The organism is Methylobacterium symbioticum (assembly GCF_902141845.1).
In the GTDB taxonomy this organism is placed as follows: domain Bacteria; phylum Pseudomonadota; class Alphaproteobacteria; order Rhizobiales; family Beijerinckiaceae; genus Methylobacterium; species Methylobacterium symbioticum.
The window spans coordinates 67,734-91,619 of the sequence record NZ_CABFPH010000012.1 but is presented as its reverse complement, the minus strand read 5'-3'; the positions used below and the strand labels follow the sequence as shown (position 1 = coordinate 91,619).

Here is a 23,886-nt window from a genome sequence, read left to right as displayed (position 1 = left end):
CGTCATCGAAGGCCACATTGTGAGGCCTGACACACGTCCGATCGAAGACCCCGCCGAAATCTCAAAGATCATGCTTGCCAAACAGGGGGCATCCACACACGCTCCGGCTTTGGCACGGTGCATGCAATACGGAAATGCGAAGCACACTGCGCTTTTGTCGAAGGCGCCTTCCGCACGAACCGGGCCGGCTCGGTCCGGCCGACATCACGAGGTCGAGAGATGGACAATCGGCGGTACGATCTGGTCCTGCGCGGCGGGCGCGTCATCTGCCCCGCCTCCGGCATCGACGGCATCCGCGACGTGGCCGTGAAGGACGGGCGCATCGCCGCGGTCGAGGAGGCGATCCTGCCCTCCGCCGCGGCCGAGGTGGTCGACGTCTCGGGCAAGCTGGTCCTGCCCGGCATGATCGACACCCACGCTCACGTCTACCAATACGTCACCGGCCGCTTCGGCCTGAACCCGGACATGGTCGGCGTTCGCTCCGGCGTCACCACGGTGGTGGACCAGGGCGGCCCGTCCTGCATGACGCTGCCGGGCTTCCGCCACTTCATCGCCGAGCGCTCGCAGACGCGGGTGCTGGCCTTCCTCTCGGCCTATCTCGTCGGCGGCCTCGAAGGGCATTTCTACCCGAACCTCTACAGCCCGGACGGCGTCGACATCGACGCGACGGTGAAGTCGGCGGTGGAGAACCGCGACCTCGTGCGGGGCATCAAGGGCCATGCCGAGATCGGCGGCTTCGCCCGCTGGGGCATCAAGGTCATGGAGATGGCCGCCGAGATCAGCCGGCGGGCGGACCTGCCGCTCTACGTGCATTTCGGCCAGCTCTGGGGCCTGCCGGAATCGGGCGCCAACGGCGAGGATGCCGACACCATCATGGAGCGGGTGATCCCGCTGCTGCGCCCCGGCGACGTGCTGGCCCACCCCTTCACCCGGCACCCGGGCGGCTTCATCAACGAGGAGGGTGAGGTCCACCACATCATCCGCGCCGCGATGGATGCGGGGCTGAAGGTCGATGTCGGCCACGGCAGCCACTTCTCCTACCGCGTCGCCCGGGCCTCGCTCCCGGCCGGCGTCATCCCCTACACGCTCGGCGCCGACATGCACGGCTACAACACCGAGGTGCCCGAGGCGCCTCAGCCCGCCGGCACGCCGGACGAGCATCACGACGACGAGAACCACCCCTTCCTCGGTCAGGCCCGCTTCAGCCTCACCCAGGCGATGAGCTCGATGATGGCTCTCGGCATCCCGCTGGAGCAGGTGGTGCCGATGGTGACCTCGCATCCGGCCGCGATGCTGCGCATGAGCGATCAGCTTGGCGCGCTGACGGTCGGGTTCGCGGCCGACGTCTCGGTGCTGCACGACGACCGCGGCCGCTTCCTGCTCCGCGACAACGAGGACACCAAGGTGGTGGCCGAGCGCCTGCTGCGCCCCGCCTTCTGCCTGCGCGCCGGCAAGCGCTTCGAGGCCGACTCGCCGATCCTCCCCCAGGCGATCGCGGCCTGACGGTGGCGCCCATGCCCTTCATCCTCGACGACCCGACGCCGCCGGATCCGCGCCGCCGCTGGGACAGCCTCGACCGGGCAGGGCGGGGCGCCGCCTACGACAACAATGCGGGTGTGCCCGACAGCGCGGCGCAGGTCGCCGCGCGCAACGCGGCCTCCGCCGCGTACCGGACGGCGCATCCGGCAGGCCTCGACATCCCCTATGCCGAGGCCGAGCGCACCGCCTTCGACCTCTACCCGGCGGCCGACCCGCGGGCGCCCTGTCTCGTCTTCGTCCATGGCGGCTACTGGCAGCGCAACGCGCGCGCCGACTTCGCCTGCTTCGCGCAAGGCCTGAACGAAGCCGGCTGGTCGGTGGCGATGCCGGGCTACAGCCTGGCGCCCGAGGCGACCCTCGCGACCATCGTCGCCGAGATCGGGGCTGCTCTCGACTGGCTCGCCGCGCAGGGATCGGCCCACGGCATCGCCGGACCGGTCGTGCTCTCGGGCTGGTCGGCCGGGGCGCAGCTCGCGGCCCTGCATCTCGGCCACCCGGCCGTGGTGGGCGTGCTCGCGATCTCCGGCGTCTACAATCTCGCGCCCATCCGCGACACCTACCTGAACGAGAAGCTCTCGCTGACCGATGCCGAGATCGCGACGCTCTCGCCGCTCCGTCTTCCGGTCGTCGCCAAGCCCATGACGGTCGCCTATGGCAGCCGGGAGCTGCCCGCCCTCGTCCACGACGCGCGTAATCTTCACGCCCTGCGCAGCGCAGCCCACGCTCCGGGCGCCCTGCTACCGGTGCCGGGCGCCGACCACTTCTCGATCCTCACCGAATTCCGCCGGCCCGACGGCCTTCTGGTGCGCGCCGCCCAGGACCTCCTCGGAGGCGCCGCATGAGCGCCGAGGGCGTCGGGGCCGCGCTGCCCCGCAAGGAGGACGACCGCCTGATGCGCGGGCGCGGCCAGTATGTCGGCGACATCCGCTTGCCCGGCCTGCAGGACGTCGCCTTCGTGCGCAGCCCGCTGGCGCATGCCCGCATCCGCGCCATCCATGTGCCGGAGGCCTATCGCGACCGCGTCTTCACCGCCGCCGACCTCGGCGGCGTGCAGCCGATCCGGGCGGTCTCGGGGCTCCCCGGCTTCAAGGTCTCCGAGCAGCCGGTCCTGGCCACGGGCAAGGTCCGGCAGGTCGGCGAGCTGGTGGCGATCTGCATCGCCCCGACGCGGGCCGAGGCCGAGGACATCGCGGCAGCGGTGGTCCTCGACCTTGAGGAATTGCCGGCCGTCCACGACATGCTCGCGGCCCGCGAGCCCGGCTCCGCTCTCGTCCATGAGCATTGGGGCGACAACGTCTACCTGGAGACGCTTGTCGACGTGGACATCGCCTCGGCCTTCGATGCGCCGATCAAGGTCAGCCGCACCATCTCCACCGGGCGGCAATGCATGGCCCCGATCGAGGGGCGCGGCACCGTGGTGCAGCTCGATCACCGCCTCGACCAGCTCGTCGTCCACACGGCGACGCAGATGCCGCACATCGTGCGCAACGGCCTCTCGGAATGCCTCGGGATCGAGCAGGGCCGCATCCGCATCGTCTCGCCCGATGTCGGCGGCGGCTTCGGCTACAAGGCGATCCTGCTGGCGGAGGATGTCGCCCTCTGCTGGCTGGCGCTGCGCCTCGGCCAGCCGGTGCGCTGGCTGGAGGACCGTCGCGAGCACCTGACCGCCAACGCCAATTGCCGCGAGCACCATTACCGCATCACCGCCTATGCCGAGCGCGACGGCAGCTTGCGCGGCATCGATTGCGAGGCGACCGTCGATTCCGGCGCCTACTCGGCCTACCCGTTCTCGGCCTGCCTCGAAGCCGCGCAGGTCGCGAGCATCCTGCCGGGGCCCTACGATTTCCCGGCCTATCGCTGCCGCACGTGGTCGGTCGCGACCAACAAGTGCCCGATCCTGCCCTATCGGGGCGTGGCCCGCACCGGCGTCTGCTTCGCCCTGGAACTCGTTCTCGACGCGGTCGCCCGCGCGGCCGGCCTGCATCCAGAGGTCGTGCGCGAGAAGAACCTCGTGCGGCCCGCCCAGATGCCTTTCGAGAACATCACGAAGAAGCATTTCGACAGCGGCGACTACCCGCAGGCGCTGGCCCGCGCGCTTGAGGCCATCGACGCCGCAGCCGTGCGTGCCCGGCAAAGCCGGGGCGAGGCGGACGGGCGCCGGATCGGCCTCGGCCTCTCGGTCTATTGCGAGCAGGCGGCGCACGGCACCTCCGTCTATTCCGGCTGGGGCATCCCGATGGTGCCGGGCCACGAGCAGGCCTCCGCCCGTCTCACACCGGATGGCGGACTCGAACTCCGGATCGGCGCCCATTCCCACGGGCAGGGCCTGGAGACCACGCTCGCCCAGGTCGCCCACGAGATCCTCGGCGTGCCGGTGGCCCGGACTCGCCTCGTCCACGGCGACACGGCGATGACGCCCTATTCCACGGGGTCCTGGGGCTCGCGCGTGATGGTGATGGCGGGCGGCGCCGTCGCCGCGGCCTGCGAGGAGCTGCGCGACCGTGCCGTGCGGATCGGCGCACATCTGCTCCAGACGCGGCCCGAGGAGTGCCGCTTCGAAGGCGGCCACGTGGTCGGCCCTTCCGGCGACGTCCCCCTCGAGGCGATCGCCCGCACCTGGTACCGGCGTCCGCAGGATCTGGCGCCCGATACCGATCCCGGCGGGCTCGAAGTCACCGCCGGCTACAAGCCGGTGCGCGATTCCGGCACCTTCTCCTACGCGGCGCACGCCGCCGTCGTGGCGGTCGATCCCGATCTCGGGGCGGTGGAGATCCTCGACTACGTCATCGTCGAGGATGGCGGCACGCTGGTGAACCCCCTCGTGGTGGACGGCCAGATCTATGGCGGCCTCGCGCAGGGCGTCGGCACGGCGCTGTTCGAGGAGATGCGCTTCGACGGCCGCGGCCAGCCGCTCGCCTCGACCTTCGCGGATTACCTGCTGCCCGGTCCTGCCGAGGTGCCGATGGCGCGCATCGACCACATGGAGACGCCCTCGCCCTACACGCGCTTCGGCCAGAAGGGGATCGGGGAGGGCGGCGCCATCGCGCCCCCGGCGGCGCTCGCCAACGCGATCAACGACGCGCTCGGGCCCCTCGGCGTCGAGATGCTGCATTCCCCGGTCACCCCGCGGCGCATCGTCGAGGCGGTGCTCGCTGCCGGCACGGGCCCCGAACAGGCCCGGGAGGCCGCATGAAGCCCGCACCCTTCGCCTGGGAGCGTCCGGCGAGCCTCGCGGCCCTGCTCGACCGCATGGCCACCGCGCCGGGCAGCGTGAAGCTGATCGCGGGCGGTCAATCCCTCGGCCCGATGCTGAACCTGCGCCTCGTCGAGCCGGACCTCGTCCTCGACATCACCGGCCTGCCCGAACTCCGTGAGGTCCGCGTCGAGGGTGAGACCCTGGTGCTCGGCGCCTGCGTGACCCATGCCGACATCGAGGACGGGCGCGTGCCCGATGTGACCGGCGGTGCCCTGCAGCGGGTGGCCTCCGCCATCGCCTACAGGCCGGTGCGCAACCGCGGCACGATCGGCGGAAGCCTGGTCCATGCCGATCCGGCCGCCGACTGGGTGAATGCGCTCATGGCGCTCGGTGCCGATGTGGAGATCGCGGGCCGGTCCGGGCGCCGCATCCTCCCGGTCGAGCGGTTCATCACCGGGGCGCTCGAGGTCGCCCTGGAACCCGGCGAGATGCTGCGCGCGGTCCGCGTGCCGTCGCTCTCGCACACGACCGCCTGGGGCTACGTCAAGCACTGCGCCAAGATCGGCGAGTTCGCCCACGCCATCGGCGCCGTCCGCATCGACCCCGCCGCGGGCCGGGGCCGCGCCGTGATCGGTGCCGTCGAGGGGCCGCCCCTGCTCCTCGCCGATGCCCGTCCGCTCTTCGGAGGCCGCATCGACGCGGCGTTCGCGGCGCGCTTCGATGCGCGGGCCGCCGACGCGGCCCTGCAGGCCGCCGGCATGGCCGACGCCGTCGAGCGGCATGTCCACGTCACCGTTCTGGCCCGCGCCGTGGCGCAGGCGGCCACGCCGCAACCCCAGCCGCTCCCGGAGGCCGCATGAGCGCCGCACTGGCGGAACCGGCCGAAGGCCGCATGGCCCTGGCGCTGACGGTGAACGGCCGCTCCCTGCGGGTCGAGGCCGAGCCGCGCAGCCATCTCGGCGACGTGCTGCGCGAGGGGCTGAACCTCACCGGCACCCATCTCGGCTGCGAGCACGGCGTCTGCGGCGCCTGCACCGTGCTCCTCGACGGCGAGCCCGCCCGGGCCTGCCTGACCTTTGCCGGTGCCTGCGCGGGGGCGGCCGTCACCACCATCGAGGGCCTGGACGACGATCCGGTCGCGGCGGAGCTGCGCGCCGCCTTCAACCGGGAGCACGCGCTCCAGTGCGGCTACTGCACGCCCGGCATGCTGGTGGCCGCGCGGGACCTCGTCTTGCGACTGCCTGAGGCCGACGAGCGGCGGATCCGCATCGGCCTGTCCGGGAACCTCTGCCGCTGCACCGGCTATGCCGGCATCGTCCGGGCGGTGATGGCGGTGATCGCGGATCGCCGCGCCCGCGGCATCCCGCCGGAGACCGGCACGGGGCGCGGCCTCGGGCCGGTCGGCGCCCGGATCGGCGAGACCGTCGCGGCGCCGCGGGCGCAGCCGAACCGGGTCACGGCTGCCACGGCCACTGCTGCCGTCTCGGATCTCGCGACGACCTTCGAGCCGGCTCATCGCTTCACGCAGGAGATTGCGCTCGCCCATCCGCCGGAGGCCGTGTTCGCCCTTCTCGGCGACATCGAGGCCGTTGCGGCCTGCCTGCCCGGCGCCGTGCTGACGGCCCGTCCGGATGCCGACACGGTCGAGGGTGGGCTGCAGGTGCGGATCGGACCGATCGCGGCGACCTTCCGCGGCCGCGCCCGCATCACGCGCGACGACGCGACCCTGAGCGGCCGGGTGCGCGGCGCCGGCAGCGATGCCGGCGGGCGCTCGGCCACCGAGGGCGAGATCCTCTACCGGGTCGGAGCCGGCGGGACGCCCGGCACGGCCCGGGTCGGGCTCGATGTCGGCTACACCCTGACCGGCCCGCTCGCGCAGTTCGGCCGGCCCGGCCTCGTGCGCGACCTCGCCGGCCGCATCGCGGCGGACTTCGCCCGCAACCTCGGCGCCCGCCTGTCCGGCAAGGCCGCGCCGGCCGCCGCCGGCCTCGACCCCATCCGCCTTCTCGTCGGCCTCGTCCGCGCGCGCCTCGCCGCGTGGTTCGGCCGGTCCTGACCTCACCCCTTCGAGCCCTCGACCCCTGGAGACCCGAGATATGTCCGGCCGGTTCACCTTCACCACCGCGATCCTGCTGGCGCTCGCCGCGACGGGCGCGCGGGCCGAGGCCATCCGCATCGGCGTCAACGAGCCCCTGACCGGGCCCTTCGCGGCCTCGGGCACCTATGTGGTGAACGGCGCCAAGATCGCCGCCGACGAGATCAACGCCAAGGGCGGTCTGCTCGGCAAGAAGATCGAGCTCGTCGTCGAGGACAACAAGAGCAACCCGACCGAGGCCGCCGCGGTCGCCGAGAAGCTGATCACCAGCGACAAGACGCCGGTGATGATGGGTGCCTGGGGCTCGAGCCTGACGCTGGCGGTGATGCCCAAGCTCGCCGATTACGAGGTGCCGATGCTGGTCGAGACCTCCTCGTCCGGCAAGATCACCACCTCCGGCAACCCCTTCGTCTTCCGCATCTCGCCGCCCTCGGCGCTCGAAGCCGAGACCTTCGCGCCCATGGTCGCCAAGCTTGGGCTGAAGAAGGTCGACTTCCTCGTGCTCAACAACGATTTCGGCCGCGGCGCCGCGGCCGATTTCGGCAAGATGCTGAAGGAGAAGGGCGTCCAGGTCGGCCTCACCGAGACCATGGACCAGGGCGCGCAGGACATGAGCGCCCAGCTCGCCAAGCTGAAGGCCTCCGACAGCGACACGATCATGGTCACCAGCGCCGTCGATCAGCTCGTGCTGCTGTTCAAGCAGATGGCGGCGCTCGGCCTGAAGAAGCGCGTCATCACCACCGGCGGCTCGCAGAACCCCGACCAGATCATCGCTCAGGCGGGCTCGGCCGCCGACGGCACCATGCACCTCACCACCTTCCTGCCCTGGATCCCCGAGAAGACGCCGAACCCCAAGGCGACCGAGTACTTCATCAGCGAGTGGAAGAAGCGCGGCTTCGAGTTCGCCGGCGTCACCGAGAGCTTCCGCGGCTACGACGGCATCCGCTCGATCGCGCAGGCCATCGAGAAGGCGGGCAAGGCCGAGCCGGCCGCGATCGCCAAGGCGTTCTGGTCGGTCGATTTCATGGGCCTCAACGGCCCGATCCGCTTCGCCAAGGCCGGCCCCGCCGGCAAGGAAAGCGGCCAGAGCAAGCCCGACGTCTACCTCATCGAGATCAAGGACGGCCGCGTCGTCGTGCCGACGCTCTGAGGGCCAGGCGCTTGCCCTCTCCCCTCTGCGGGAGAGGGTGGCCCTCGCGTGAGCGAGGGTCGGGAGAGGGGAGCGACGGTTCAGAAGGAGGCCATGCCCTTCGAACCTGGCCGGTCTCCTCCGTTCACCGCGCTCCCCTCTCCCGACCCCCTTCGGGGGCCACCCTCCCCCGCAGAGGGGGGAGGGGGCGCCCACACAATCCCGCCATCCCGCTCCACCCAACCCGGGGCCGCCCATGGACCAGTTGATCCAGCACCTTGTGAACACCCTCATCCTGGGCGGCACCTACGCGCTCCTCGGGATCGGGCTGACCCTGATCTTCGGGATCATGAACGTGGTGAACTTCACCCACGGCGCGCTCTACACGGTGGGCGCCTACCTCATGTATCTCGCGGTCGCCGCGCTCGGGCTGAACTTCTTTTTGGCGCTGCCGGTGGCGATCCTCGGCGGCCTGCTGTTCGGGGCGGCGATCGAGGTGCTGCTGCTGCGCCCGTTCCGGGGCTCGGACATCGACACCACCATGCTGGTGATGATCGGCGCCGGCATCGCCCTGCAATCGGGCACGCTCTGGATCTTCGGCGGCGTCGCCAAGGCGATTCCGTCGCCCTTCCCCGAGGTGCCGCTCCAGGTCGGGCCGGTCTCGGTCTCCTGGCTGCGGCTGTTCGTGCTCGGTGCGGCGCTCGGCCTGATCGGGCTCACCTACGCTCTCATCAACCGGACGAAGCTCGGGCTCGCCATGCGCGCGGCCTTCCAGGACTCGGACACGGCGGCGCTGATGGGCGTCAACGTCCGGCTCATCTACACCGCGACCTTCGCGCTCGGCTCCTCGCTCGCCGCCGCGGCCGGGGCGCTGCTCGGCCCGGTCTACGTTGTCTTCCCGCAGATGGGCGGGCTCGCCGAGCTGAAGGCCTTCGCCATCGTCATCCTCGGCGGGCTGGGCAACGTCACGGGAGCGGCGATCGGCGGCTTCATCCTGGCGCTCGCCGAGGAACTCGGGGCCGGCTACGTCTCCTCCGGCTACCGCGACGCGATGGGCTTCCTGATCATCATCGCCGTGCTGCTCTACAAGCCGACCGGCCTGTTCGCGAAGGCGGAGCGCATCGGATGAGCCGGCTCCTTCCTCTGGCGCTGCTCGGCGCCCTGGTCGCCCTGCCGCTGGCGCTCGGCGCGAATCCCTACCTCCTCAACGCGCTGATCGTGACGGGCATCGTGACGATCGGCGCCATGAGCCTGAACCTGCTGCTCGGCTTCACCGGGCAGCTCAGCCTCGGCCACATCGCCTTCTTCGGCATCGGCGCCTATGTCAGCGCCCTGACGAGCCTCGGCTTCGACGTGGAGATCGGCTTCGGCCTGCGCGTGGTGCACGAGCCCTGGCCGGCGGCCGTCGGGTTCGTGCTCGCGACCCTCGCGGCCGGCGCCTGCGGCTACCTGATCGGGCGCCTCTCCTTCCGGGTGCGCGGCGCCTATTTCGTCATCGTGACCATCTCCTTCGCGGAAGTCGTGCGGCTCGTCGCCCTCAACTGGGTCGAGCTGACGCAGGGGCCGCTGGCACTGACCAACATCCCGGCGATCACGCTGGGCCTGCCCGGGATCGGCGCCTGGACGCTGAAGACCAAGCTGCAGAACTACTACCTCGTCCTCGCGATCGGCACGCTCTGCTACCTCGTGATCGCGCGCCTCGTCGGTTCGCGCTTCGGCCGGGCCATGCGCGGCCTGAAGGAGAACGAGTCGCTTGCGCTCTCGGTCGGCATCAACGCCACCCGCACGCTCACCGTCGCCGCCGTGGTCTCGGCGGCGATGGCGGGGGCGGCCGGCAGCCTCTACGCCCATTACCTGCGCATCATCGATCCCGACGTCTTCGCCTTCACCACCACCGTCTCGATGGTCATCATGGTGGTGGCGGGCGGAAAGGGCACGCTGATGGGCCCCGTCATCGGCGGCCTGATCTTCGGCCTCCTGCCCGTGGCCCTGCGCCCGGTGATGGCGCCCGAGGCGCAGTGGATCGTCTACGGGGTCGTGCTGATCCTGATCCTGTTCGTGATGCCCCGGGGCATCGTGCCGGGTGTCTCCGCGCTGCTCGCCCGGCGCCGGCCGGTCCGCGCCGTCCCCGTCCTCGAAGCCAGCCCGGTGGTGCAGCGATGAGCGCGATCCTCTCGGTCGAGCATGTCGGGGTGCGCTTCGGCGGCCTCGTCGCCATCGCCGACCTGCATTTCGACGTGGCCCAGGGCGAGATCGTCAGCCTGATCGGCCCCAACGGGGCGGGCAAGACCACCGCCTTCAACGTGATGACGGGCTTCCTGAAGCCGAGCCAGGGCGAGGTCCGTTTCCGCGGGACGAGCCTCAAGGGTCTCCAGCCGCACGAGATCACGCGGCTCGGCCTCGCCCGCACCTTCCAGCGCACCAGCGTCTTCCCCGACGACACGGTGTTCGACAACGTGATGATCGGCCTGCACCGGCAGGGCGCTGCCGGGGCACCCGGTATCGGCCGTGCGCCCGTCCTCGACGCGCTTCTCGGCCGGGCGGGGGCCAGCGAGCGTCGCCTGCGGGAACGCGCCGAGGCCCTGCTCGACTGGGTGGGCCTCAGCGCGCGGGCGCAGGAGAAGGCCGGCTCCCTGGCCTATGGCGAGCAGCGCCTCGTCGGCGTGGCGCTGGCGCTGGCCACCGAGCCTGCCATGCTCCTCCTCGACGAGCCGGTCTCGGGCATGAACGCCTCGGAGACGCGGGTCTTCGTGCGGCTGATCCGGCAGATCCGGGAGCGGGGCGTCACCCTCCTGCTCGTCGAGCACGACATGCCGATGGTGATGGAGGTCTCCGACCGCATCGTCGTGCTCAATTACGGCCGCCTGATCGCGGAAGGTCCGCCGGACCGGATCCGCACCGACCCGGCGGTGATCGAGGCCTATCTCGGCCAGGGCAGCGCCGCGCGGCGCGCCGCCGCCGAGGCGCAGGAGGCGGCCCATGCTTGAGATCCGCGATCTCGTCTGCGGCTACGGCCATGTCACGGCCCTGAAGGGCCTCACCATCGACGTGCGCGAAGGCCAGCTCGTCGCCCTGGTCGGCGCGAATGGCGCCGGCAAATCCACGGCGCTCCGGGCGATCTCCGGCCTCGTGCCGGCCCGCTCCGGTGCGATCCGGTTCGAGGGCCGCGACGTCGCGGGGACCGAGCCCCGGCGGATCCTGGCCGCCGGCATCGCCCATTGTCCCGAGGGGCGGCGCGTCTTCCCGCAGATGAGCGTCGCCGAGAACCTCGCCATGGGCGCCTATCTGCGCCGCGACCGGTCCGGCATCGCGGCCGATCTGGAGCGCATCTACGGCGAGTTCCCGCGCCTCGCCGAGCGCCGGCATCAGGCCGCCGGCACCCTGTCCGGCGGCGAGCAGCAGATGCTGGCGATCGGCCGGGCCCTGATGGCGCGTCCGAAGCTCGTCCTTTTCGACGAGCCCTCGCTCGGCCTTGCCCCCAACATCGTCGAGCGGATGTTCGCGGTGATCCGGGCGATCTGCGACGCGGGCACCACCGTGCTCCTCGTCGAGCAGAACGCCTTCGCGGCCCTCGAACTCTGCGACCACGCCTACCTGCTCGAGACCGGCCGCATCGTGCTGGAGGGCACGGGCCAGGCGCTCATCGCCGATCCGCATGTGCGGGAAGCCTATCTCGGCGGCTGAGGCGGCGCGGCCGGCCCGGATCCGCCTCGGCCCCGCCGACCTCCTCGGCGACCGGACCCTGATGCCGGTCGCGGCCGGCGACGTTCACCTCGTCCTCATCCGGGACGGGGATCGGATCGTCGCCGCCGAGCGGGCCTGCCCGCACGAGGGCGCCGACCTCGCCCTCGGCCGCTGTTCCGACGGCCGGCTGCTCTGCCCCCGCCATCTCGCCTTCTTCGACCTCGAGACGGGGGCGGTCTCGCCGGGCTGGTCGTTCCGGCCCCTGCGCCTGTTCCCGGTCGAGCAAGCGGAGGACGGTCTCTGGGTCAGGCTCGGGGGAGGGGGGTAGGCGCGGCCGGGCCGCGCCGCCGCCTACCCAATCCGGTTGATCCCTTCGGGATGGCGGATTTGGGCTTCGCTCAGACGCCGCGCGGGCTCGGTGATACGGAGCCCGCTCTGATCGAGCGGAGTCTAGATCACTCCTGTCCCCAATCGTGCCCGGCGACCAGCTCCTCGACCGGGCGGCTCCAGGTGGCGGGCTGGGTCTCCGACCCGGATCCGAGCGGGCACTGGACCATGACGCTGTCGCTCCAGCGGCCGAACTTGTAGCCGACGGCGGGAAGGCGGCCGACCCGCTCGAAGCCGCAGGCCTCGTGCAGGCGTAGCGACGCCTCGTTCTTGGCGTCGATATAGCCGATCATCTGGCGGTAGCCGCCCGCGGCGCAGGCCTCGATGAGGGCGGGCAGCAAGCGCCGCCCGATGCCCGCATGCAGATGGTCGGGATGCACGTAGATCGAGTGCTTCAGGGTGTAGCGATAGGCCGGGCGCTTGCGGAAGGGTACGGCGTAGGCGTAGCCCGCGACCTCGCCGTTCCGGTCGGCCACGAGATGCGGCAGGCGCTTCTTGCGCATGGTCTTGCGCCGGCGCTTGAGGTCGTCGGGCAGCAGGCGCTCCTCCTCGAAATCGCCCGTGTCGCCGACGCCCCGGCGGATATGGTGCTCGTAGATCGCGATCATCGCCGCGACATCCGCGTCGGAGGAGGGGCGGATGACGATGCCGGGAGTCCCGATCACCGGGGCGTCGGCCTCCATCAGCGGCTCTCGCGCAGGACGTAGGTGTAGAAGCGGATCCGCCCGTCCGGCTCGTGCTGGCGGTACACGCCCTGGATCTCGGCCTCGAAGCCGGGGAACAGGTTCGCGGCGGCCTCGAACATCTTGAAATAGTCGAGCATGGGCTTGGCGCGCTCATCGATCCGCTCGCCGGGCAGCACCGTGCCGATCCCGGGCGGGTAGACCAGAAGCAAGGTCGTCGCCACACGGCCCTCGGCCTCCGCGATCGGCACGAAGTCGACGTGGTTGCGCGTCAGCATCTGGGCCGCGTCCTTGGGCGGCATCACCATCTCGGGCAGGTGCTCGGGGGCGAACTGCTTGCGCTGGAGCGCCGAGGTGTTCGCCTCCCGGTGGAAGGCGTGATAGTCGGCGCAGAGGTCGCGCAGGCGCACGCCCGCGTAGCGGTTGGGCCGCCGCCGCACGAATTCCGGCATCGCCTCCTCCAGCGGCGCGTTGTCGTCGTGGAGCCGCTTGAAGGCGACGAGGCCCGAGATCAGCGTGCCGGCCTTCGACGATTCGACGCCCGGCGTCAGCAGGAAGAGCAACGAATTTAGGTCGTTCTTCTCGGCTACGATCCTGTTTTCACGCAGGTATTGCGCGACGATCGGCGCGGGCACGCCATGCTCGGCATAAGCCCCCGTCTGCCGGTCGAAGCCGGGGGTGAGCACGGTGAGCTTGTTTGGATCGGTGATGGCGTAGCCCGGCGCCACATGGGTGAAGCCGTGCCAGCGGGCGCCGGGCTTCAGCTCCCAATGGCGCGGATTGGCGGCAAGCTCGTCGGTCGGCACGCTTTCCCAGGGCACCTCGGCCCCGTCGGCGGTGGTGGTCACGTCCGGCACAAAGGGATCGAAGAACCAGCGCTTCAGGGGATCGCGCTCATTCTCCTCGAACTCCTTGCGGATGGCGCGGGCCTTTTTACGCCACTCGATGCCGAGTCGGATCGTGTCATCCCACAGAACCATGCCGGAGCGGCCCTTCATCATCTGCGCGCCGACATCGAGCGAGGCGAAGAGCGGGTAGAAGGGCGAGGTCGAGGCGTGGACGAGGAAGCTCTCGTTGAGACGGCGGTGCTCCACGCGGCGCGTCTGCCCGCGGATATGCCCGTCCTTGGTGTGGATCTGCGAGGCCTGGCTGAAGCTCGCCAGCTGCTTGTGGGTCGATTGCGTGGCGATGATGCCGGGCGAGGTCTCGTCGAGCCCGGTCAGGCCCATGGCGAAGCGGCGCTGGAACAGCGGGTGGAACTTCATGAAGCCCGCCCAGGCCTCGTCGAACAGGATGTAGTCGCAGAGATGGCCGATCCGCTCCAGGATCTCCTGGGCATCGTAGATCGTGCCGTCATAGGTGCATTGCTCGATCACCGCGACGCGGAACGGGCGCTCCTTGCGCCAGGCGTCGCGATCCTTGACCAGCGGGTTGTCGCGGATCTTCTCGCGGATGCGGGTCTCGTCCAGGGCCTCGTGATAGATCGGTCCGATCAGGCCGTAGGCGTTCCGGTCGGTCTCCAGGAAGATCGGGATGCCGCCGCCGAGGAAGAGCGCCCCGTGATGGGCCGCCTTGTGGTTGTTGCGGTCGAACAGGACGAGATCGCCCTCGGCCACCAGGGACGACAGCACGATCTTGTTCGAGGCCGAGGTGCCGTTGAGGACGAAGTAGGTCTTCTCCGCGCCGAAGATCTGCGCGGCCTCCTTCTGGGCCTTGAGCGCCGGGCCCTCGTGGGTGAGCAGGTCGCCGAGATCGAGCACCGAGTTGTCGAGGTCGTCGCGGAAGATCGCCTCGCCCAGATGCTCGACGAAGATTCGCCCGATCGGCGAGCGGTTGTAGAAGATGCCGCCGTTATGCCCCGGGCAGGTCCAGAGCTGGTTGCCCTTCTCGGCATAGTCCACCAGCGCGCCGAAGAAGGGCGTCTTCAGGGTCTCGGCATATTGTGTCACGCGGGAGACGAGGCCGCGGGCGATGAATTCCGGAGTCTCCTCGGCGAGGAAGATGTAGCCGTCGATGAAGTCGAGCAGCTCGACCGGGATGTCCTCCAGCCGCTTGCGGCGGACCATGATGACGATCGGCATCTCCAGGCCGCGTTTGCGCATCATGTCGATGAGGGCGGCGGCCTTGCCGTCGAGGCCACGCTTGCCCCAGTCCACCACGAGGCAGCCCACCGCCGCGTCGGTCTGAACGGCGATCGCCGCGTCCTCGACGCGCCGCGCCCGCACTACCTCGAAGCCTCGTTCCTCGACCGCCGCGACGATCTGGTTGACGCGCACGCCCTCCAGGTCGTCTGGGTCGAAGGCCGGCGTGCACATCAGCACGGTGAAGCGGCGGTGGAAGTCCATGACGGCTCCTGTCTCGGGTCGCCCCAGGCTTTTAGGCGCGACTGTGACGCTCGGATGACATGAACGGGGGCGTTGGCAACCCGTGACGAGGTCGCGGGGACGGTGTTCAAACCGGGCAGACATGCCGGACGATGCCGGATGCCCGTTCACGACCCGCCGCCGGAGCGAAGCGCCTCAGATGGTCGCCCCTCTCCGGACGCTCGATGGCGGATGCGGATGATACTGGTGCCAGATGCGCCGCATGTGCCGAGCGGAGCCGAATCCGGCGCGTTCGGCGATCTGTTCCATGCTCAGCCCGGTGCGCTCCAGCAGATCGGTCACGAGGGCGAGGCGGGCACGGTTGACGGCCGTGGTCACGGTCATTCCGGTCTGCGTCTGGAAGAGGCGCGATAGGTTGCGGGCGCTGGCCCCCGAAACTCGCCCCAGCTCAGCCAGCGACCAGTCGCGTGCTGGATCGGCCGCGATGGCATCTTGTGCCCGGTGGACAACCGGATGCAGGTGGTTGCGGCCCTCCAGCCATGCCGAGAGCTGCGGGTCGTTCGGGCCGCGGCGCAGATAGACGACCAGCGTGCGAGCCGTTGCGACCGCCACGGCCGGCCCGCACCAGCGGGCGACGAGATGCAGCATCAGGTCCACGCCGGCGGTCACGCCCGCGCTGCTCAGACGATTGCGATCCTCGACGAACAGACGGTTGTCCAAGACTTGCGCCAGCGGCGTGGCTGCGGCCAGCTTGCCGCAATTGGCATGGTGCGTTGTGCAGGCATAGCCGTCGAGCAGACCGGCGCGCGCCGCGAGCGAGGCGCCCTCGCAGACCATGACCAGCGTATGTGTCGGCCGGATCGTGTCGCGGAGCCAAGACACAATGGCCTCGTTCTCCGCCTCGTCATCGACGGCCTGCGGCCAGGGCATGAGGCCGCGAACGGCCGAGCCCGGTAGGAACACCAGCACCCCGTCCTCGATCCTGTCCGGCAGGCCGGCCGCACCAGCCAGATCCAGCCCGATCGAGCACCGCGTGCTCGGCCTCGGCGCCACATAGCTCACCGTGAAGGCGATCTCGTCCTGCAGACCACCCGCGACGCGCAGAACTTCGAGGGGGCCTGCAAGGTCCAGAAGAAGGACGCGCGGCGGTAGGACGGCGAGAACATGGACATGCCGCCGCGTCGACATCAGGCAGCGCTGGCCAGTTCGGCTCCCGCCAGGGCCGCCTCGACGGTGGCGATTCGAGCGAACCGACCCGCCAGCACAAGCTCGGTGCGCGTCTTGATCTCCGCCGGACTGAAGTGCTGGCCGCCAGGATGCGTCATCGCGAAGGTCAGGGTCGCCTCGGTCACATAATCCACGGCCCAGCCTCGATCCGAGGCGTGACGGGTCGTCGTCTCGCAGCACTGCTCGGTCCGGATGCCGGATACGATCAGGCGGCGGATGCCGTGCTGCGTCAGCCAAGTGTCCAGTCCGGTGCCGACCAAGGCACTGTGCTTGGTCTTGTGGAACACCGCGTCGGGCTGGATGACGATCGGGCTGAGGGTGCGGACATGGCCGGAGGCGAGCGAGAACGGGCCGACCTCGGCAGTGTGGAACACTTGCAATACGGGGATGGCCCGGGCCGTCGCACCGTCGATCAAGGTCTGAAGGCGTTCCACGAAGGGTGCCAGATCGGCATCGCTCCAATAGGTGGAATGCCGGAAGGATTCCTGGACATCGATGACCAGAAGAGCGGTGTCGGACATAAGGCGCCTCAAGGTGTTGGTCCTGACGCGCAGCATCGGGTTTGGATTGCTTGGCGAAAAGCCGCGGGGCGGTCAATCAGGGGACCGATCCAGCCAAAGCAGGAGATGCATCGAACGGAGGCGATCACACCTTCGCGGTGAATCGCACAGCGCAGCCCGGATAGCGCACGACGAGGGCCGCCCCCCGCTCAGGCCCGAGCACGAAGGCCGCCGTGGAGAGCGCGTCGGCGAGCAGGCCGCTCGGGGCGGTCACCGTCACCGCGGAGAGGGCCTGCGGCGAGGTTCCGGTGGCGGGGTCGAAGATGTGGTGGTCGCGGTGATCCACTGAGAACACGGTGGCGTCGTCGCCCGAGGTCGCGGCGAAGCCGGTGAAGGGCTCGATCACGGCGGCGAGGTCCCCGCCGCGGCGGGGGCCGCCGATACCGAGGCGCCAGGGCGTGCCGTCCGCGTGCCGGCCGAGCGCGCCGAACTCGCCCGTATCGACGAAGGCGTCGGCGATGCCATGCGCGGCGAGCGCCGCCAGCACCCGGTCGGCGGCGTAGCCCTGGACGAGCCCGTTCAGCGTCACGCCCATGCCGGGCCGCGCCAAGCGGATCGCGCCAGCGCTGATTTCGACCTCGCGCCAGCCGACGCGGGCGACGGCTTCGATGAGGGCCCGCTCGTCCGGCCGTTCGCCCCGTGCTGCCGCCTCTGCCCAAAGGGTCCAAAAGGGCTGCACGGTCGGATCGAACGCGCCACCGCTCGCCGCGGCGAGATCCAGGGCGAAGCGGAGCTGTTCCACGAGGAGCGGGTCGGGATCGTCGAGGCTGCCGTCGCGGTTGAGCCGCGCCAGCGCGCTGTCCGGCCGATAGAGGCTCGCCGCCGCCTCGACCGCACGGATCGCCGCGAACCCCGCCCGGAAGGCCGGCTCGAGATCGGCGCCCCGCGCCCCGGCCAGGGTGAGCGAAACCGTCGTGCCGAAGGCAAGCCCGGCCCGCGTCGCCGCCTGCCGTCCCTGTGCCCCTGCCAGCGCCCGCAGGGCCGCAGGTCCGGAGGCGACGGCCGCGAGGGCGCCGAACGCCCCGGCGAGGATGCGCCGCCGCTCGGGGGCCGGGCGCAGGCGGATACCGGACGCGCTCATTCGGCAGCCACCGTCTGCGGCACGGCCCGGTGCGCGCGGCGACGCGCCAGCACTTCCGGCACGCATTGCTTCGGGTCTTGGATGATCGTGACGCAGTCCATGCACTGGAAGCACTCGGGATAGTCGATGCGGCCCGAGGGGGCGATCGCACCGTATCGGCAGCGCACCTTGCAGAGCTGGCAGGGCGAGCCGCATTCCGCCCTGCGCGGGATCCAGTCGAGGAGGCGCAGGCGCCCGAGCACGGCGAGGCTCGCGCCGAGCGGGCAGAGATAGCGGCAGAACCCCTTGTAGACGAAGAGGTTGAGGAGGATCAGCCCGAGCGCGTAGGCCACGAAGGGCAGGCTGCGCAGGAAGTAGAGGGTGATCGCGGTCTTGAACGGCTCGGCCTCGCCGAGGCTGTCGGCGAGCGGCGAACCCAGCGCCGCCGCGCCGAGGATGAGGCCGAGCAGCAAGTATTTCGCCTGCCGCAGGGCCCGGTCGAGCGGGGGCGGTACGGCGACCTGGCGGATTCGGAGAGGCTTGGCCGCCCAGGCCGCGAACTCCTGCAGCGCCCCGAACGGGCAGAGCCAACCGCAGAAGGTGCCGCGTCCCCAGACGAGAAGGGTGACGAGCACGAAAGCCCAGAGCAGCAGCGAGGGCGGATCGTAGAGCAGGAAGCCGAGGTCGCCCGTGTGGAACGCGGCGCGCACCAGCCCGACCACGGTGACGATCGAGAGCTGCGCCTGGGCGTACCAGCCGACGAAGCCGAGGGTGAAGGCGAGGAAGCCGAGGCGGAACAGGGAGAAGGGCCGGGCCTGTGCGACCAGCCCGCGCTGGCGCACGAGCACTGGGACGAGGAGGCCCAGACCCGCCGCGATCACGCCGAGCTCCCAGCCGCGCGCCCGCCAGGATTCGGTCCAGTCCGGCCCCGCATCGGGCGACTGCCGGAGGAAAAGTTCCGGCGGCAGCGCGTAATCCGTGCTGATCTCGCGTGAGATCTTCTCGGGAAAGATCTGCCCGCGCTCGCGGGTGAGCTTGAGCGCGAGCGTCCAGGGGGCGGAGGGGTCGAAGCCCGCCGCCTCGGTGATCTTCAGGATGGTCCAGGGGCCGGCGGGGAGGGACGGGGCGAGGTCGCGCCGCTCCCAGGCGGCGTCGCGGGCATTCACGGCGAGACCGCCCTGCTGGATCGTCACGCGGTCGGGAATCGAGCCGAGCACGAAATCGTCGGGAATCGGGCTCCAGCGGCCGTCGCTCACAACGAGTACGGCGTGGTCGCCCGGCCCGAGCTCGCGCATCAGCCGGGCGAAGGCCGCCTCGCCGAGGATGGCGCGACCGATGCTCGGCACGTTGAGATAGGCGATGCGGAGATCCGCGAAGGGCTCTTCGCCCGGATCGGCATCTTCGACCCCCGTGCCCGCGAAGGCTTGGTCGGCCTGACTTTGCGAGACCGTGAAGCGCCGGATCCAGCCGCGGCGCTCCAGCTCCGCTACGGAGAGGGGCTCGAAAGCCGGCTTGGCCTCGACGCGCAGGCCGGCTGGACCGGCGCCGAAGCCGAGCTTGGCCCGCGCCACGGCGAGGGCCGCGGCGAGCATCGTCTCGTTGACGACCCGGGTCGAGGCAGTCGCCATCGAGATGCCGTCCACCGTGGTCGCCGGCGGGGCGCCGTTCGCCCGCGCCCCCGGGCGCCCGACCCGGATCGGGCGCTTGGCCGAGAGGCCGACATATTGCTCCACGAAGGCGAAGAGCGGCTCCGAGCCGAGGCCTTCCAGGAAGACGGGCTCGTGGTGGGAGAGCACCTTGGCATCGCGGAAGCTGCCATCCGGAGCGAGCGCGATCAGCAGGTTGGGCGCCGCGCCGCCGAAGCCCGGTATGCGGGCGAAGTCGATCGATTCGAACGCGTAGGCGATGACCTCGTAGGAGCCGGCCTCCTGCTTCAGGATCGGCCAGACCGGGATCTTGTCGTCGCGCTCGCCCACAACGAGGGGCGCGGGGAAGTGGCGCTCGATGCCGGCCCGGTCGAGGGTGCCGGCCGAGGCCGAGGCGAGGCCGAGGAGGAAGGCCCAGAGGATGGCGAAGAGCGGCCGGAGATCGCCGCGGCCGGAAGGCTTGGCGCTGCCGGGCCTGAGCGCGCGCTTCGCGCTCGGCCTCACTCCGCTCTCCCGGCCGAGCGGTCCCCTGCCGAGGCGGGGCCGGGGCTCGGCCGCACGGCGGCACCCCAGGGATAGCGGCCGACCTTCACGCTGCGGATCGCCTTGAGGCTCGCCACATCGATCACCGTGACGTCGCCGGAGACGCCGTTCGTGGTCACGAGCTGCGTGCCGCCCGGCAGCATCGCGAGGTGCCAGACCCGGCGCCCGACGAGGATGTAGCCCGTCACCGTGAAGCTCGCGGTGTCGACCACGGCGACGCGGTCGGAGGGGCCGAGCGCCACGAAGGCGGTGCGGCCGTCCTCGGAAAGCGCGATGCCGACCGGCTGGATCCGGTCGGCCGAGATGCCCTTCACCGCGAATTCGATGGTGTGGGTGACCGCGCGGCTGGCGACGTCGATGACGGAGACCGTGCCGCCGATCTCGGAGGAGACCCACAGGGTCTTGCCGTCGCGGGTGAACTCGGCGTGGCGCGGGCGCTGGCCGACCGGCGTGGCGTCGGTCGCCTGGAGCGTCTTGGTGTCGATCCAGTGCACCATGTTGGTGGTCTCGGAGGTCGTCACCGCGAGCGACCCGTCCGGGCTCACCGCCATGCCCTCCGGCTCGATGCCGACGTCGATCTGCGCGAGCACCTTGCGGGTCTCCGCGTCGACCACGCTCGTCGTCGCGTTGTTCTCGTTGGCGATGAACAGGGTGCGCCCATCCGGCGCCAGGGCGAACTGCTCCGGATCCTCGCCTGAGGGCAGGTTGTGGAGCAGCTTGCCGGTGGCGGGATCGATCACCTGCACGGCGTCGGAATCGCTCGCGCAGACGAAGAGGCGGTGCCCGTCCTTCGAGAAGGTGAGGCCGCGCGGGCGCCGGCCCACGGGGAAGGTGCGCGTCACCTCCCAGGTCGCGCTGTCGATCACCGAGACGGTGTTGTCGCGCTCGTTCGAGACGTAGATCTCGTGCGCCCGTGCGCCGGTCGCGGCGAGCAGGGCGAGGGCGAAGGTGGCTGTCCGGATCATCCCGATCCTCCGAAGGCGCGGCAGGCGCTCTCGGGCTGGTCGAGCCCGAGCGTATCGAGTTCCGTGCGCCGGTGCAGGAAGCCCTCGACGGGGGCGGCCGCCACGACGGCGCCCGGCCAGAGGACGAAGACGGGCTGGCGCAACTGCCCGTTCCAGGCGCGGAAGCTCAAGGGGCGGCCCTTGAAACCGCCGACCTCGAACCTCTCCGACAGGATCAGACGCCGGATCGCGGCGGGATCGGCGGATTTGAGCTGGGTCGCGGCCTGCGTGACCGCGTTGGCGGCCATCCAGGCGGCCCAGTCCACCGGGCGCATGTCGCGGCCGGCGAGCTTGGCGAAGCGGCCCTGGAGCTGCACCGCCCCCCAGGCCTCCACCGGGCGGCCCCAGGCAACGGGCGTGAGGCCCTGCGTGCCGACCACGGGGCGGGGTGAGGCGGTGTTGTAGACGAGGCTCGCCCCGAACTCGGCCGTCTCGTCCGCCACCGCCACCACGTCGTGCTCGGGGCCGCGCGTCACGGTTGCGAATTCACGCAAGGCTGAATCGCGCAGATCCGCGCCGCGCGCGTCGAAGCTCGCCTCCGCGACGAGGCGGGCGCCGAACTTCTTCGCGCTGCGCCGCAAGGCCTCCGCGTAGAGCGCGTCTCCGGGATTGGGACCGCTGACGAGCAGGATCCTCGTCCAGCGCTTGAAGGCGAGGAGCTGGAGGAGCGCGTCCGCCAGCATGTCGCGCGACGGCAGCACGTGGAGCAGCCGCGCCCGGCAGTCGCGGTCGCGGAGCCGCGTGTCGGGCGCGCCGGCATTCAAAAGCATCGCCTCGCGCAGCTCCGGCGCGTCGGCGAGCGCCAGCACGTCCTCGGCCGGTGCGTTGACGATGATGAAGTGCGGGCTCTCGCCCGCCAGCGCCGTCCGCAGGTCGGCACCGGGATCGACCACGACGGGTTTGAGGGTGAAGGCGAGCCCGAGGAAGCGGCCGGTGGCGTTGCCGTCGCGCAGGCCAAGCTCGGCGCCGCGCAGACCCTCGTCGTCCGGGATCGGCGGCTCGTTGTTGAGCGGCGTCGGCCGCTCGACCCGCCGCTCGACATAGTGGATCACCAGGGGAGCCTGTGGCGGCGCGGCCCGGGCCGGACCTGCGAGACAAGCGGCGAGCATCGGCAGCGCGATGAGGACGCGCAGGAACTGGCGCGCCGTCCGGCCCGGCCCGGTCGAGCCCGGCCCGCGGCATGCCGCGAGGTCGGTGCGCGCGCGCATCCTGCCCTGCTTTCCGTTTCCGCCCGTGGGTCGGGTCCAGCCCGACGCTCAAGGCCCGGAGCATAGGAGCCGCGGACGGCGCCCCGGTATTGGACCAATGTCGGAGGCGGGAAACCTGGAACCGTACCAAAGCACAATGGGTCCGGGATGAGCCCCTTGTTACCGTCCTGCCCAATCGCCGCGCCCTGCCGACAGGGGCCGCCCGGCCCGAGCAGAGGCCGATGGGAGGAGACATGATGATGACGAAGAGGCTCCGGCTGGCGGGCGGCATGCTGCTCGGGCTCGCCCTCGCAGGCGGCGCCTTCGCCCATGGCGACGTGCAGCCCCAGCCCGTGAACACCGACGGCCTCGATTCGCTCGGCACCGAGTGGAAGGCCGAGAATCCCTATCGCGGCAATGCCAAGGCCGTCGCCATCGGGGATTCCGGCTTCAACCAGAACTGCGCCCGCTGCCACGGCCTGCAGGTGATCTCCGGCGGCCTCGCACCCGACCTGCGCTACCTGCCGACCGGCAAGGAGGGCGATGAGTACTTCGTCGAGCGCGTGCGCCACGGTGCGACCATCAACGGCGTGACCAAGATGCCGGCTTTCGAGGGCATCCTCTCGCAGGAAGCGCTCTGGGCGATCCGCACCTACATCGAAGCCAAGCACGAAGAGTAGGGCGGAGGGCTCGACCCACCCGCCGCAGCCTCGTCGGCGGCCTCGCGTCTCTCGCTGTGGGGCCCGCCCTCGCGCGGCCCCTCGACGAGGTGACGGGCTCGGGCACGCTCCGCGTCGCGCTCTATGCCGAGAACGCGCCGTTCTCGGACATGCGGGACGGCCAGCCCGTGGGCATCGACGTGGACGTGGCGCGAGCGGTCGCCAAGGCGCTGAAGGTCGCCCTGGACCTCCGCCTCGTCGATGCGGGTGAGAACGTCGACGGCGATTTCCGTCTGAACCTCTGGCGGGGCGATCTCGCCGGGAGTCCGCTCGCCGACCTGATGCTGCACGTACCCAACGACAAGATGCTGGGCCTGCGCAACGAGCAGGTCTTCCTGGTACGGCCCTATTTCGAGCAGCATCTTGCCTTCGCCTGGCGGCGTGGGTCCATGGAGGGATTCGACAGCTTCCAGGACATCCAGGGGCGCAGCGTCGCGGTCGAGGGAAACAGTGCCTCCGACATGCAGCTCCTGATGGCCGAGGGCGGCCGCTACCGCGAGACCCTCAAGCATTTCCGCAACCAGGAGGATGCGGCCAAGGCCTACCTCGCCGGCGAGGCGCAGATCCTGGCCGGCACCCGGGCGGGTATCGAGGCCGCGCTCGCGGAGGCCAAGGCACCGCAGGACGAGAATCCGATCGTGGAGCTCGCCCTGACCGGACTGGTGAAGTCGCGCTGGGATCTGGGCGGTGCGGTCCGGTCCGATTCGCGCGATCTCGGCTATGCGGTTGGCGACGCGCTGGCTGCCCTGATCGAGGGCGGCGGCCTCAAGGAAATCTGCGCTCGCTACGGGGTGACCTACAGCGCCCCGACCGGGTTCTGAGCGCCTGTTCGAGCAGGGTCCATAAGCCTTTACGATCGCCGATCCGATCCACCGACCACATCCTGAGGTGCCGGAGCGCAGC

The 23,886-nt window shown here is 70.7% G+C and carries 21 protein-coding genes; 13 read left to right on the top strand and 8 right to left on the bottom strand.

Going from position 1 to position 23,886, the window contains the following annotated elements; all coding sequences use genetic code 11:
* The first annotated feature begins 219 nt into the window (after nucleotides 1–219).
* The 11 genes from MET9862_RS06770 (at nucleotide 220) to MET9862_RS06720 (ending at nucleotide 11,971) form a co-directional block, all read left to right on the top strand.
* Nucleotides 220–1,503 (top strand): amidohydrolase/deacetylase family metallohydrolase, encoded by a 1,284-nt coding sequence (locus tag MET9862_RS06770; protein ID WP_142582342.1) that lies wholly within the window; start codon nucleotides 220–222, stop codon nucleotides 1,501–1,503.
* Between the two features lie 11 nt (nucleotides 1,504–1,514).
* Entirely contained in the window at nucleotides 1,515–2,381 is an 867-nt protein-coding gene (locus MET9862_RS06765; protein ID WP_142582341.1) for an alpha/beta hydrolase, read from the top strand.
* The gene (locus MET9862_RS06760; protein WP_142582340.1) at nucleotides 2,378–4,732 is read left to right on the top strand and encodes a xanthine dehydrogenase family protein molybdopterin-binding subunit; all 2,355 of its coding nucleotides are present in this window, start codon (nucleotides 2,378–2,380) and stop codon (nucleotides 4,730–4,732) included. Before MET9862_RS06765 ends, MET9862_RS06760 begins: the two co-directional genes overlap by 4 nt.
* Nucleotides 4,729–5,595 carry an FAD binding domain-containing protein gene (locus MET9862_RS06755; RefSeq protein WP_142582339.1) on the top strand — a complete coding sequence of 289 codons (867 nt, stop codon included), beginning with the start codon at nucleotides 4,729–4,731 and terminating at the stop codon, nucleotides 5,593–5,595. The genes MET9862_RS06760 and MET9862_RS06755 overlap by 4 nt, the downstream gene beginning before the upstream one ends.
* Nucleotides 5,592–6,791, top strand: coding sequence for a xanthine dehydrogenase family Fe-S subunit (locus MET9862_RS06750; protein WP_142582338.1), 1,200 nt, complete (start codon nucleotides 5,592–5,594; stop codon nucleotides 6,789–6,791). The genes MET9862_RS06755 and MET9862_RS06750 overlap by 4 nt, the downstream gene beginning before the upstream one ends.
* A gap of 40 nt (nucleotides 6,792–6,831) precedes the next feature.
* Nucleotides 6,832–7,980 carry an ABC transporter substrate-binding protein gene (locus MET9862_RS06745; protein ID WP_142582337.1) on the top strand — a complete coding sequence of 383 codons (1,149 nt, stop codon included), beginning with the start codon at nucleotides 6,832–6,834 and terminating at the stop codon, nucleotides 7,978–7,980.
* Nucleotides 7,981–8,215: 235 nt separating this feature from the next.
* The gene (locus tag MET9862_RS06740; RefSeq protein ID WP_142582336.1) at nucleotides 8,216–9,088 is read left to right on the top strand and encodes a branched-chain amino acid ABC transporter permease; all 873 of its coding nucleotides are present in this window, start codon (nucleotides 8,216–8,218) and stop codon (nucleotides 9,086–9,088) included.
* On the top strand, nucleotides 9,085–10,122 hold the full coding sequence (locus MET9862_RS06735) for a branched-chain amino acid ABC transporter permease (RefSeq protein WP_142582335.1): 1,038 nt from the start codon (nucleotides 9,085–9,087) through the stop codon (nucleotides 10,120–10,122). Before MET9862_RS06740 ends, MET9862_RS06735 begins: the two co-directional genes overlap by 4 nt.
* The gene (locus MET9862_RS06730; RefSeq protein WP_142582334.1) at nucleotides 10,119–10,946 is read left to right on the top strand and encodes an ABC transporter ATP-binding protein; all 828 of its coding nucleotides are present in this window, start codon (nucleotides 10,119–10,121) and stop codon (nucleotides 10,944–10,946) included. Before MET9862_RS06735 ends, MET9862_RS06730 begins: the two co-directional genes overlap by 4 nt.
* Nucleotides 10,939–11,643 carry an ABC transporter ATP-binding protein gene (locus MET9862_RS06725; RefSeq protein ID WP_142582333.1) on the top strand — a complete coding sequence of 235 codons (705 nt, stop codon included), beginning with the start codon at nucleotides 10,939–10,941 and terminating at the stop codon, nucleotides 11,641–11,643. Before MET9862_RS06730 ends, MET9862_RS06725 begins: the two co-directional genes overlap by 8 nt.
* Complete coding sequence (locus MET9862_RS06720) at nucleotides 11,615–11,971, top strand: Rieske (2Fe-2S) protein (protein ID WP_142582332.1); 357 nt, start codon at nucleotides 11,615–11,617, stop codon at nucleotides 11,969–11,971. Before MET9862_RS06725 ends, MET9862_RS06720 begins: the two co-directional genes overlap by 29 nt.
* A gap of 127 nt (nucleotides 11,972–12,098) precedes the next feature.
* Here the strand turns inward: MET9862_RS06720 and MET9862_RS06715 are convergent, their stop codons facing one another.
* From MET9862_RS06715 to MET9862_RS06680, 8 genes are all read right to left on the bottom strand, one after another.
* Nucleotides 12,099–12,713 carry a GNAT family N-acetyltransferase gene (locus MET9862_RS06715; protein WP_142582331.1) on the bottom strand — a complete coding sequence of 205 codons (615 nt, stop codon included), beginning with the start codon at nucleotides 12,711–12,713 and terminating at the stop codon, nucleotides 12,099–12,101.
* On the bottom strand, nucleotides 12,713–15,058 hold the full coding sequence (locus MET9862_RS06710) for an Orn/Lys/Arg family decarboxylase (protein ID WP_142582330.1): 2,346 nt from the start codon (nucleotides 15,056–15,058) through the stop codon (nucleotides 12,713–12,715). The genes MET9862_RS06715 and MET9862_RS06710 overlap by 1 nt, the downstream gene beginning before the upstream one ends.
* 174 nt (nucleotides 15,059–15,232) lie before the next feature.
* Nucleotides 15,233–16,225, bottom strand: a complete 993-nt coding sequence (locus tag MET9862_RS06705) for a GlxA family transcriptional regulator (RefSeq protein ID WP_142582329.1) — start codon at nucleotides 16,223–16,225, stop codon at nucleotides 15,233–15,235.
* On the bottom strand, nucleotides 16,225–16,785 hold the full coding sequence (locus MET9862_RS06700) for a cysteine hydrolase family protein (RefSeq protein WP_142582328.1): 561 nt from the start codon (nucleotides 16,783–16,785) through the stop codon (nucleotides 16,225–16,227). Before MET9862_RS06700 ends, MET9862_RS06705 begins: the two co-directional genes overlap by 1 nt.
* 124 nt (nucleotides 16,786–16,909) lie before the next feature.
* Complete coding sequence (locus MET9862_RS06695; protein WP_142582327.1) at nucleotides 16,910–17,905, bottom strand: FAD:protein FMN transferase; 996 nt, start codon at nucleotides 17,903–17,905, stop codon at nucleotides 16,910–16,912.
* Entirely contained in the window at nucleotides 17,902–20,034 is a 2,133-nt protein-coding gene (locus MET9862_RS06690; protein WP_438616601.1) for a 4Fe-4S binding protein, read from the bottom strand. Before MET9862_RS06690 ends, MET9862_RS06695 begins: the two co-directional genes overlap by 4 nt.
* On the bottom strand, nucleotides 20,031–21,038 hold the full coding sequence (locus tag MET9862_RS06685) for a YVTN family beta-propeller repeat protein (protein ID WP_142582326.1): 1,008 nt from the start codon (nucleotides 21,036–21,038) through the stop codon (nucleotides 20,031–20,033). Before MET9862_RS06685 ends, MET9862_RS06690 begins: the two co-directional genes overlap by 4 nt.
* Nucleotides 21,035–22,285, bottom strand: a complete 1,251-nt coding sequence (locus MET9862_RS06680) for an ABC transporter substrate-binding protein (RefSeq protein WP_438616600.1) — start codon at nucleotides 22,283–22,285, stop codon at nucleotides 21,035–21,037. Before MET9862_RS06680 ends, MET9862_RS06685 begins: the two co-directional genes overlap by 4 nt.
* A gap of 236 nt (nucleotides 22,286–22,521) precedes the next feature.
* On the opposite strand from MET9862_RS06680, the gene pedF reads away from it, so the two are divergent.
* Together pedF and MET9862_RS06670 are read left to right on the top strand one after the other, a co-directional pair.
* The gene (gene pedF / locus MET9862_RS06675; RefSeq protein ID WP_185156774.1) at nucleotides 22,522–22,944 is read left to right on the top strand and encodes a cytochrome c-550 PedF; all 423 of its coding nucleotides are present in this window, start codon (nucleotides 22,522–22,524) and stop codon (nucleotides 22,942–22,944) included.
* A 56-nt stretch (nucleotides 22,945–23,000) separates the two neighbouring features.
* On the top strand, nucleotides 23,001–23,804 hold the full coding sequence (locus MET9862_RS06670) for a substrate-binding periplasmic protein (protein ID WP_142582324.1): 804 nt from the start codon (nucleotides 23,001–23,003) through the stop codon (nucleotides 23,802–23,804).
* Nucleotides 23,805–23,886 lie beyond the last annotated feature (82 nt).